At 66.6% G+C, this 9,381-nt stretch carries 12 protein-coding genes; 7 read left to right on the forward strand and 5 right to left on the reverse strand.

Going from position 1 to position 9,381, the window contains the following annotated elements:
- The first annotated feature begins 30 nt into the window (after positions 1-30).
- From Q7I88_RS03265 to Q7I88_RS03275, 3 genes are all read left to right on the forward strand, one after another.
- Positions 31-1,557 (forward strand): fumarate hydratase, encoded by a 1,527-nt coding sequence (locus Q7I88_RS03265; protein ID WP_305097603.1) that lies wholly within the window; start codon positions 31-33, stop codon positions 1,555-1,557.
- A 73-nt stretch (positions 1,558-1,630) separates the two neighbouring features.
- Positions 1,631-2,857, forward strand: a complete 1,227-nt coding sequence (locus tag Q7I88_RS03270) for a sensor histidine kinase (RefSeq protein WP_305097604.1) — start codon at positions 1,631-1,633, stop codon at positions 2,855-2,857.
- A complete protein-coding gene (locus Q7I88_RS03275; protein WP_305097605.1) occupies positions 2,854-3,591 on the forward strand; it encodes a LytR/AlgR family response regulator transcription factor in 738 nt (245 codons plus the stop codon). Before Q7I88_RS03270 ends, Q7I88_RS03275 begins: the two co-directional genes overlap by 4 nt.
- Before the next feature lie 88 nt (positions 3,592-3,679).
- Here Q7I88_RS03275 and Q7I88_RS03280 read toward each other — a convergent pair whose 3' ends face one another.
- Positions 3,680-3,976, reverse strand: a complete 297-nt coding sequence (locus Q7I88_RS03280; RefSeq protein ID WP_305097606.1) for a UrcA family protein — start codon at positions 3,974-3,976, stop codon at positions 3,680-3,682.
- Between the two features lie 217 nt (positions 3,977-4,193).
- Here Q7I88_RS03280 and Q7I88_RS03285 point away from each other — a divergent pair, with 217 nt between their 5' ends.
- From Q7I88_RS03285 to Q7I88_RS03295, 3 genes are read left to right on the forward strand one after another with little or no spacing between them, the layout of a single operon-like run.
- Entirely contained in the window at positions 4,194-4,463 is a 270-nt protein-coding gene (locus Q7I88_RS03285) for a hypothetical protein (RefSeq protein WP_305097607.1), read from the forward strand.
- 37 nt (positions 4,464-4,500) lie between these two features.
- Positions 4,501-5,349: a diacylglycerol/lipid kinase family protein gene (locus Q7I88_RS03290; protein WP_305097608.1), complete on the forward strand. Its 849-nt coding sequence runs from the start codon at positions 4,501-4,503 to the stop codon at positions 5,347-5,349.
- Positions 5,342-6,199 carry a metallophosphoesterase family protein gene (locus Q7I88_RS03295; RefSeq protein ID WP_305097609.1) on the forward strand — a complete coding sequence of 286 codons (858 nt, stop codon included), beginning with the start codon at positions 5,342-5,344 and terminating at the stop codon, positions 6,197-6,199. Before Q7I88_RS03290 ends, Q7I88_RS03295 begins: the two co-directional genes overlap by 8 nt.
- A gap of 96 nt (positions 6,200-6,295) precedes the next feature.
- Here the strand turns inward: Q7I88_RS03295 and rpsI are convergent, their stop codons facing one another.
- The 4 genes from rpsI to Q7I88_RS03315 form a co-directional block, all read right to left on the reverse strand.
- A complete protein-coding gene (gene rpsI, locus Q7I88_RS03300; protein WP_305097610.1) occupies positions 6,296-6,832 on the reverse strand; it encodes a 30S ribosomal protein S9 in 537 nt (178 codons plus the stop codon).
- Positions 6,832-7,311 (reverse strand): 50S ribosomal protein L13, encoded by a 480-nt coding sequence (gene rplM / locus Q7I88_RS03305; RefSeq protein ID WP_305097611.1) that lies wholly within the window; start codon positions 7,309-7,311, stop codon positions 6,832-6,834. The genes rpsI and rplM overlap by 1 nt, the downstream gene beginning before the upstream one ends.
- A 157-nt stretch (positions 7,312-7,468) precedes the next feature.
- Complete coding sequence (gene cutA, locus Q7I88_RS03310; RefSeq protein ID WP_305097612.1) at positions 7,469-7,792, reverse strand: divalent-cation tolerance protein CutA; 324 nt, start codon at positions 7,790-7,792, stop codon at positions 7,469-7,471.
- On the reverse strand, positions 7,789-8,865 hold the full coding sequence (locus Q7I88_RS03315; protein ID WP_305097613.1) for a COX15/CtaA family protein: 1,077 nt from the start codon (positions 8,863-8,865) through the stop codon (positions 7,789-7,791). Before Q7I88_RS03315 ends, cutA begins: the two co-directional genes overlap by 4 nt.
- Positions 8,866-8,964: 99 nt before the next feature.
- Here Q7I88_RS03315 and Q7I88_RS03320 point away from each other — a divergent pair, with 99 nt between their 5' ends.
- Positions 8,965-9,354, forward strand: coding sequence for a MerC domain-containing protein (locus Q7I88_RS03320; protein WP_305097614.1), 390 nt, complete (start codon positions 8,965-8,967; stop codon positions 9,352-9,354).
- Positions 9,355-9,381: the final 27 nt, after the last annotated feature.

Consider the following 9,381-nt stretch of genomic DNA (forward strand, 5'->3'; position numbering starts at 1 on the left):
CGCAACTCGCCGGACAGGAGATGGCACCCGATGAGCGACATGGTCACGATCCGCGAGGAGGACCTGATCGAGAGCGTCGCCGACGCGCTGCAATACATCAGCTACTACCACCCGATGGACTACATCCGCGCGCTGGGTGACGCTTACGAGGCCGAACAGGGCCCCGCGGCCAAGGATGCGATTGCCCAGATCCTGACCAACAGCCGCATGTGCGCCGAAGGGCACCGGCCGATCTGCCAGGACACCGGCATCGTCAACGTGTTCGTCAAATGGGGCCAGGATTGCCGCCTCGGCTCTGCACGCAGCCTGCAGGACGTGATCGACGAAGGCGTGCGCCGGGCTTACACCAATCCCGAAAACAAGCTGCGTGCATCAGTCCTCGCCGACCCGGCGTTCACCCGGCGCAACACCCGTGACAATACACCCTGCGTGCTTTCGGTCGAAATGGTTCCGGGCAGCACGGTCTCGGTCGACGTCGCCGCCAAGGGGGGCGGCAGCGAGGCCAAGTCGAAGTTCAAGATGATGAATCCAAGCGACAACATCGTCGACTGGGTCCTCGAAATGCTGCCGCAGATGGGCGCCGGGTGGTGCCCGCCGGGCATGCTCGGCATCGGCATCGGAGGCACCGCCGAACATTGCGTGAAGCTGGCCAAGCAGAGCTTGATGGAACCGCTCGACATGGCCCAGCTCAAGCGGCGCGGACCGCACAACGATATCGAAGCGATGCGCATCGAAATCTTCGACAAGGTCAATGCGCTGGGCATCGGGGCTCAGGGCCTCGGCGGACTGGCGACCGTGCTCGATGTCAAGATCCTCGACGCGCCCTGCCATGCGGCCAACAAGCCCGTCGCGATGATCCCCAACTGCGCCGCCACCCGCCATGCCCATTTCACCCTCGACGGGTCGGGTCCGGCCTATCTCGAGACGCCGAAGCTGTCCGACTGGCCCGATGTTCACTGGCAGCCCGATGCCGCGGCGCGCCGCGTCGATCTCGATGCGCTTACCTCGCAAGAGGTGCAAAGCTGGAAGGCGGGAGACCGCCTTTTGCTCAACGGGGCGATGCTCACGGGCCGCGATGCGGCGCACAAGCGCATCAGAGACATGCTCGACAAGGGCCAGGAGCTGCCGGTCAGCTTCAGGGGCAGGGCGATCTACTATGTCGGCCCGGTCGACCCGGTCGCCGGCGAAGTCGTCGGCCCGGCCGGCCCGACCACCGCGACCCGGATGGACAAGTTCATGGACACGATGCTCGATCAGGGGCTGCTCGCCTGCGTCGGCAAGGCCGAGCGCGGTCCGGCGGCAACCGAAGCGATCGCCAGACACAAGTCTGCCTACCTGATGGCGGTGGGCGGAGCGGCCTATCTCGTCTCGCGCGCGATCAAGGCGTCACGGGTCGTCGCCTTCGAGGATCTCGGCATGGAAGCGATCTACGAATTTACCGTCGAGGACATGCCGGTGACCGTGGCCGTCGATTCCGCGGGAAACAACGTCCACACACTGGCTCCGGCCGAGTGGAAGGCGCGAATTTCCGCAGAAAGGCTGCTCGAGGGCGCTTGAGGTTCGACCAAGCGCCGATTCGGCTCGACATCGGCGCTGGCAGAGGATCGCCGCAAGCGGCTATGGCGGCGTGATGGACATTGCAGTCGAAGACAAGGCCCCGGCGCGGGTGCCTTTCCCCACCGTCCTGGCGTCGATCGTCGGACTGTGGGTGTGCTATTTCGTTCTGATCACCTTGCGCTCGTTGTCGCTCGAGCTCGGCTTCGAGAGCGAGATGATCTGGCGGCGCGCGCTGGTCTGCATCGCCGGAGTGGTCACGATGATCGGCTTCTGGCTGATCCTGCGCCTGTTCGACGACAAGCCGCTGTGGGCCAAGATCGTCGCGGCGCTGATCCTTTCGCTGCCGGTATCGATCATCCTCGCCCAGTCGAACGTTCTGATCTTCGCCTCGGTGGAAGAGCGCGCATATCGCGCGATGGCCGAACAACAGGGCTTCGAAGTCCGCCGCGATTCGTCGGGCGACCTGCTGGTCGAGGTTTCGGTTCCCGGCGCGACCGACGGCGCAGGCAAGCCCAAAGCGGTCACCATCGGACGCAAGTCCGCCGACATGAACGTCTGGCAAAGCCTCGCCGAAATCGGTTTCGGGCGCTATTTCATGCTGCTGGCCTGGTGTGCGCTATATCTCGCCTTCCTGACCGGCGAGAAAGCGCGCGCAGCCGAGCGCCGCGAGGGCGAATTTCGCCGGGCGGCCAAGGCGGCCGAGCTTCGTTCGCTGCGGTACCAGGTCAATCCGCACTTCCTGTTCAATACGCTCAATTCGCTGTCCTCGCTGGTCCTGACCGGTAAGACCGCAGCGGCCGAACGGATGATCCAGACGATGTCGACCTTCTATCGGCGCAGCCTCGCCGGCGATCCGACCGTTGACGTTTCTCTCGACGAGGAATTCGCTCTGCAGCGGCTCTACCTCGATATCGAGAGGGCTCGTTTTCCCGAGCGTCTCGAAGCCCAGTTCGACCTGCCCGAGGCACTCGGCGATGCCCGGGTCCCCGGCATGATCCTCCAGCCGCTGGTCGAAAACTCGGTCAAGCACGCGGTCGCCCCGAGCCAGGGCCGAGTGACGATCACCGTGTCCGCGCGCGAGGAGTACGGCCGGCTGGTTGTAACCGTGGCGGACAACGGTGGAAGCACCGACGCTTCCCATGATCCGCGGCCCGGCTACGGTATTGGCCTGCGCAATGTCGAGCAACGCCTCGCCGCCCGCTTCGGCGACGAGGCGACGATCGTTTCCGGCCGCTCGTCGGAAGGCTATGCCACGCACTTGCGCCTGCCGCTGGTCGGTGTAGCAAAGGCCGCCGCATGACCGAGCAAGCCACGCAACCGCTCCGCGCGCTGATCGTCGACGACGAGCCGCTGGCGATCGAACGTATGCAGGTCCTCTGCGCCAAACTCGACGACCTCGCAGTCGTGGGCACGGCAAGCGACGGCAAGTCGGCGCTGCGCCTCGCCGAAACGCTCAAGCCGGACCTGCTTATGCTCGACATGACAATGCCGGGTATGGACGGCCTCGCCGTGGCTCGCTCGCTCGCCGAAGGGGAAACGCCGCCGGCAGTGATTTTCGTCACCGCGCATGAAGACTTCGCGGTCGAGGCGTTCGATCTGGACGCAGTCGACTACGTGCTCAAGCCGGTCGCTTGCGATCGGCTCGAACGCGCTGTCGCACGGGCACTGTCGCGGCGCGGCAGCCGCAAGACGGGCGGAAGCCGCTGGCTGCGCGAGTTCTGGGTCCCCCACCGGTCCGAGCTGCTGCGCATCGAAGCCGAGCAGGTCGACCGGATCGATGCCGAGCGCGACTATGTCAGGCTCCATGTGGGCAATCGGAGCTACCTTCTGCTGCAGACCATCGCCGGGCTGGAAGCCAAGCTCGACCCGGAGGAATTCATCCGCATCCACCGTTCGACGATTTTGCGACGCGAGGCGATTCGCGGCCTGCGCCACGAAGGTCTTGGCGTCTGGGCCGCGGAGATGGCCGATGGCGAGGCGTTGCGAATCGGCCGCACTTACTTGCGCAAGGTCAAGGAAATGGCCGGCCGCTGACCGGCGCCGGCAAACCGATCCCCTACGACACAAAAAAAGAAGGGCGTCCTCTCGCGAGGGCGCCCTTCGGCGTGGCGGCTGGGGACGGTCAACCGCCGCGCTGGATTTCCGTGGTTAGGTAGGCGACCTGCACCGCCACCTTCTGGCGGGTCGCGCGGTAACAGGCGTCTTCATCGGCCGGCGTGGCAACCTGGCCATCGTCCTCGAAACGGCAGACTTTGCGCGCAGCCTTGTCGAGCCGGCTCTGCAGTTCGGCCTGCCCGGCGTCGCTGGTCAGGTCGAGGTCGCTATAAGCGACACGGGCGGTGCGCTCGGTGGCCATGGCGGGGGCGGCGGACAGCGCAGCGGCAAGGGCGCTGCCGATGATGAGAGTGCGGGTCGTCACGGTTCTATCTCCTCCTTCTGGGCGCGCCACGGTCCGTGGGGACTGGGGGTTGGACCGTGGCGCACTTGAACAATTAGGCATGTCCGGGGGCTTTTTCGCGCAACCTTCGACCAGAATGCGCGCCGCGCCGACCAGCAACCGCACGGTCCGACGAACGACCGTCGCAGCCCGGCGAATGGCCGATTGCATTCGCCGGCGAAGGGTCCAGATTGCAGCCATGGTCGCGGTCCTGATCGTCTTCGCGCTCGGCGTAGCCAACTTCGCGCTGCACAAGGCCGTTCTGGAGAGCGGCCACCCGATGCTAAGGCAGATGCCGTGGTTCGGCCGCGGAATGGGCGGGCGCGCGACGCTGGCGGTGGAATTCATCGTCCTGCTCGGCGCGCTGCTGTTGGCGGCGAGCGGCTTTACCGGCTGGGGCCGGGTCTATGCCGGCTATACGGCAATGAACGGCTTCGGCGCCTGGCTGGTCCTGACGCATCGAATCTGAAGCGGGAACCAGGCGGAGGACTGCGCGCTATGCGGCTATGAGCGCCGCGCGGGACATTTGGCTGATCTGCAACCCGGCCAGCGGCAGCAACGACGACGAGGCGCTTTCCGCGCTTCAGAACTGTTGCGAGGATTCCAGCTTCAGGATCGCAGCCAAGACGGTCTTCCCCGATCAGCGCTTGCCCGACGCGAAGACGCTCGACGCCGCGGGGGTCGACCTGGTGGCGATCTTCGCCGGCGACGGCACGATCAACGCGGCGATCGACCGGCTTTCGGGGTGGAGCGGGCAAGTTCTCATCCTGCCGGGTGGGACGATGAATCTGCTTTACCACCGATTGCACGGCGACCGCGAAATGGACGAGGTGGTGCGCCTCGTCGCGGCGGGCAAGGCCCGGCCGCGTCGCCCTGGCGTGATAGGCTGCAGCCAGGGGGTGGCGCTGGCTGGGCTGCTCGCGGGGCCCGGCACCAGCTGGCACGACGTACGCGAGACGATGCGCGAGGGCGATGTCCTTGGCGTCGTCGACAGTGCGGCCCAGGCTATCGGCGAAACACTGGCTGACCCCGGTATCGCCTGCCGCGAGGCAGGCAGTGCCGAGGGGTACCCCCTGATCATGCTGACCCCGCACGACGAGGGTATCGAAGTCGCCGCCTATCATGCCGAGACCACGACAGAATTCCTCAGCCAGAGCTGGGCGTTGCTGCGTCGCAGTTTCCGCGAGGGACCGCATGACATCCTGGGCACTTTCGACCGCTGTACTCTCGCCAGCACCGACGGCGAAGCCTTCGGCATTCTGATCGACGGTGAGAAGCACGACGCTGGTCCGACGGAGGAATTCGAGCTGGTCGCCTGCGGGGTGGACCTGCTAGCCACGCCGCGCGATGACTGACCGCAAAGTCCTGTTCCATCTCAGCGATATCCATTTCGGCCTCGCCGATCCGCGGGCGCTCGATTGGGTCAAAAAGGAAATCGCCGAGAGACGGCCCGACGCCGTGGCCATTACCGGCGACCTAACCATGCGCGCGCGGCACGGCGAATTTGCGCAGGCGACTGCCTGGATCAACAGTCTCGACGTGCCGGTGACGGTCGAAGTCGGCAACCACGACATGCCCTATTTCAACCTGATCGAGCGCTTCATCGCACCCTACCAGCGGTTTCGCGGCATGCAGGACAAGGTCGAACGCGAGATCGATCTCCCGGGCCTTGCCATCGTCCCGCTCAAGACCGTGCGCCGCTGGCAGCCGCGCTGGCCCTGGTCGCACGGCTGGATCACCGAGCGCGCGCTCGAGCGCACGTTAACAGCCATCGATGCCCTGCCGGCCGGGACCAAGGTCCTCGTCGCATGCCACCATCCGCTGGTCGAGGCAGGGACGAAGGGCAAAGCGTGGACCCACGGCGGCGATCATGCGCTGGCAGAGCTGGCGCGGCGCAAGGTCCTGGCGACGCTGAGCGGCCACGTGCACGACGCTTTCGACATCGTGCGCACGACGGCGCACGGCCCGGTGCGAATGATCGGTGCCGGCACCCTGTCGCAGCGGATCCGTTCGACCCCGCCGAGCTTCAACGAGCTCACCTGGGACGGCGAGACCATCGAACTGTGCGTGCGCAACCTCTATGCCATCCCGACCGAACAGATGCAGGTCGACGCCGTGCCCGAAGACGCGATGCCTCCGCGCGAGCCCGATGAGCCGGTCGCCCCCATCGGCGCCGTGCCCCCGGTCGATCCGCCGGTCCACTGAGCTTCGCGCGCACCCATCCGGCAATGAAAAAGGGCGGCCCCCTCGTGGGAGACCGCCCTTCGCATTTTCCTCCGTCGAGGAAACTCGTGCCGAAGTTTAGCGCTTCGAGAACTGGAAGCTCTTGCGGGCCTTTGCGCGGCCGTACTTCTTGCGCTCGACCGTGCGGCTGTCGCGGGTCAGGAAACCGGCGGCCTTGACTGCGGCGCGCAATTCCGGCTCGAACTTGGTCAGCGCCTGGCTGATGCCATGCTTGACCGCACCGGCCTGGCCCGACAGCCCACCGCCCTTGACGGTGGCGACGACGTCGTAGGAACCTTCGCGGTCGGCAACCTGGAACGGCTGATTGATGACGAGGCGCAGGGAAGGACGCGCAAAGTACACTTCCTGCTCGCGGCCGTTGACGGTGATCGTGCCCTTGCCGGGCTTGATCCATACGCGGGCGACGGCGTCCTTGCGGCGGCCGGTGGCATAGGCGCGGCCCTGCGCGTCGACTTCCTTCTCGCGCAGCGGGGCGGTCGAGACGGGCGCGATGATCGCTTCGGTGCCTTCGGCGGTCGGGGCGCCATCGGCGGTGCCGCCGGCGATGTTCTTGAGATCGGCGAGATCCGACACGGTGTTGTTTTCGTCAGCCATCAGTTGGCCACCTTGTTCTTGCGATTGAGCGAAGCGACGTCGAGCACCGCGGGCTTCTGCCCGTCGTGCGGATGCTCGGTGCCGGCGTAGAGATGCAGCGCACGCATCTGGTCGCGGCCGAGGGGGCCGCGCGGAATCATCCGCTCGACCGCCTTTTCGAGCACGCGCTCGGGGAAACGGCCGGCGAGGACTTTGTCCGCGGTCACTTCCTTGAGCCCGCCGGCGTAACCGGTGTGCTTGTAATAGGTCTGGCTCTTGAGCTTGTTGCCGGTGAAGCGCACCTTGTCGGCATTGATCACGACCACGTGGTCGCCGCAGTCGACGTGCGGGGTGTAGCTCGGCTTGTGCTTGCCGCGCAGGAGGTTGGCGACGATCACCGCCAGGCGGCCGACCACCAGGCCGTCGGCATCGATCAGGTGCCAATTCTTTTCGACCTCGGCCGGCTTGATCGACCGGGTCTGCTTGCTGAGCGCCTTCATGGCTGGGTACTCTCGTTGTGCGATGGGGTGCGGCAGGACGATTCGCGAACCGGCCCGCAGCGAAGGCGCGCATTTGTCCGCGAAAGGGCGCGAAGTCAAGGGATTCCGCGGGATTGCGGAGAGGTAAAATAATACCGGGGCCAGACTGCGATAGCGCTCAGTGACGCGCAGCCACGAGTTCGCCGAGCCAGGCGGCGGTCGCTCCGGGGGTTGCGTCGGCGTGCCAGCCGCTGACCGCGGGCGTCTCGTAGGGGTGCAGTTCGGCGAGTCGCGCGCAGGCCCGGTCGAGCAGGCTCGCATCGGTCTTGAACAGGACGGCGCATTCGCGCGCTTCGCTGCGTTCGCCCTGCCAGACGAACAGCGAACGGACCCCCGGCAGTATGTTGGCGCAGGCGACGAGGCCTTCGTCGAGCAGCGCGCCGGCCGTCGCAGCCGCGCTGTCCTCGTCGGCGAAGGCGCTCCACAGGAGGGCGGCGCTCATTCGCGTCTTCCGGCGGCATGTGCGGCCCATACCGTGGCCGCGGTGAGAAGAGCGCCGGTCAGCTGATGGAGCACCGCCAGCCACAGCGCGACGCCGCTCCACACGGTGGCGATGCCGAGCAGGATCTGCGTGCCGAAGGCAGTGTGTACGGCGATCGAGGCCTTGCGGCTGCGCACCCGCACCTTGCGCGCAAGGACGATCAGCAAGGCCACGACAACCCACGCCCACCAGCGGTGGACGAAGTGGACGAGAAATGGATCGTTCGCCAGCGCATGCAGCGCCCCCGATGCCCAGTCGACGCCGTCGGGAAAGACCTCGCCCTGCATCAGCGGCCAGGCCCCCCAGTTGAACCAGCCGCCGCCGGCGACGACCCCGGCGCGCAGTCCGGCCAGCCACGCCCCGAACAGGAGCTGCACGCCGAGCGCGGCGAGCACCAGCGCCGAAAAGCCGGTCAGACGAGCGGGCCGCGCCGCCGCATCCCGGCCAAGCTGCAGCAGGTCGAGCGCGGTCCATATCAGCCCGCCCATGAAGAACAGCGCCGTCAGAAGATGCGTGGCAAGCCGGAAATGGCTCACCCGCACATCGTGGACGATGCCGGATTCGACCATCCACCAGCCGATCGCGCCTTGCAGGCCGATCAGAGCGATGAGCGCGAGCAGGCGCGGCTTGTAGCCGGCCGGTATCTGCTGGCGGACCCAGAACCACGCCGTGGCGGCGATGAGGACAAGCCCGATCCCGCGCGCCAGCAGGCGGTGGACCCATTCCCAGAAGTAGATGAACTTGTAGGTCGCCAGCGTCATCCCGGCCGGACCGTTGACTTCGATGAACTGCGGTGTGGCGCGATAGGCGTCGAACTCCGCCTGCCACTGCGCCTGGGTGAGAGGTGGCAGCGCGCCGGTGACCGGCTTCCACTCGGTGATCGAGACGCCGGATTCGGTGAGTCGGGTTATTCCGCCGACCGCGACGATCGCCACGACCAGCGCCCCGACGACAAGAAGCCAGAAAGCCAGTGCGCGCGGACGCGTCGCCCCAGTCACCGATGTCCCGCTGGGATTCCCTGTGGTCGCAACCATAGCGCGGGCCGTTTGCGCGCGAAGCGTGCGAATCGCAAGGCCGCTCGCGCATTTGACATCTTGCGAAATGTTACACCGTCTCATACATCGGGCGCGCAAATGGGCCTGTCTCTTCACATGATTCGCCACCGGCTCGACCGGGTTGGCATGACGCTCTCGTGCCTGTGCGCGGTGCATTGCGTTGCCAGCCTCGTGGTCATCGCCGGGCTCGGCGTCGGCGGCACCTTCCTGCTCAACCCGGCGATCCACCGCTACGGGCTGGTGGTTGCCACACTGGTCGCCGCGGTCGCCATCGGCCTCGGCGCGCTCAAGCATCGCCGTCCGGCGCCCTTCGTCACCGCGATGACCGGCCTCTCGTTCATGGGCGGCGCGCTCGCCGTGCCGCACGGAGTGGAAGAGGCGGTGTTGACGGTGATCGGCGTCACCCTCGTCGCCGTCGGGCACGTGCTCAATCTGCGCCAACTCAAGGTGCCGGCCGCGCGCGGCTAGGTCCGTTCGACCGAGGCGGGCGTTGCA

Source organism: Croceibacterium aestuarii (genome assembly GCF_030657335.1).
Lineage (GTDB): Bacteria > Pseudomonadota > Alphaproteobacteria > Sphingomonadales > Sphingomonadaceae > Croceibacterium_B > Croceibacterium_B aestuarii.

Coding starts and splice junctions, on each gene's coding strand:
- Q7I88_RS03265 (WP_305097603.1), top strand. CDS start 31: ATGAGCGACATGGTCACGATCCGCGAGGAGGACCTGATCGAGAGCGTC.
- Q7I88_RS03270 (WP_305097604.1), top strand. CDS start 1,631: ATGGACATTGCAGTCGAAGACAAGGCCCCGGCGCGGGTGCCTTTCCCC.
- Q7I88_RS03275 (WP_305097605.1), top strand. CDS start 2,854: ATGACCGAGCAAGCCACGCAACCGCTCCGCGCGCTGATCGTCGACGAC.
- Q7I88_RS03285 (WP_305097607.1), top strand. CDS start 4,194: ATGGTCGCGGTCCTGATCGTCTTCGCGCTCGGCGTAGCCAACTTCGCG.
- Q7I88_RS03290 (WP_305097608.1), top strand. CDS start 4,501: ATGAGCGCCGCGCGGGACATTTGGCTGATCTGCAACCCGGCCAGCGGC.
- Q7I88_RS03295 (WP_305097609.1), top strand. CDS start 5,342: ATGACTGACCGCAAAGTCCTGTTCCATCTCAGCGATATCCATTTCGGC.
- rpsI (WP_305097610.1), bottom strand. CDS start 6,832: ATGGCTGACGAAAACAACACCGTGTCGGATCTCGCCGATCTCAAGAAC.
- rplM (WP_305097611.1), bottom strand. CDS start 7,311: ATGAAGGCGCTCAGCAAGCAGACCCGGTCGATCAAGCCGGCCGAGGTC.
- cutA (WP_305097612.1), bottom strand. CDS start 7,792: ATGAGCGCCGCCCTCCTGTGGAGCGCCTTCGCCGACGAGGACAGCGCG.
- Q7I88_RS03315 (WP_305097613.1), bottom strand. CDS start 8,865: ATGGTTGCGACCACAGGGAATCCCAGCGGGACATCGGTGACTGGGGCG.
- Q7I88_RS03320 (WP_305097614.1), top strand. CDS start 8,965: ATGGGCCTGTCTCTTCACATGATTCGCCACCGGCTCGACCGGGTTGGC.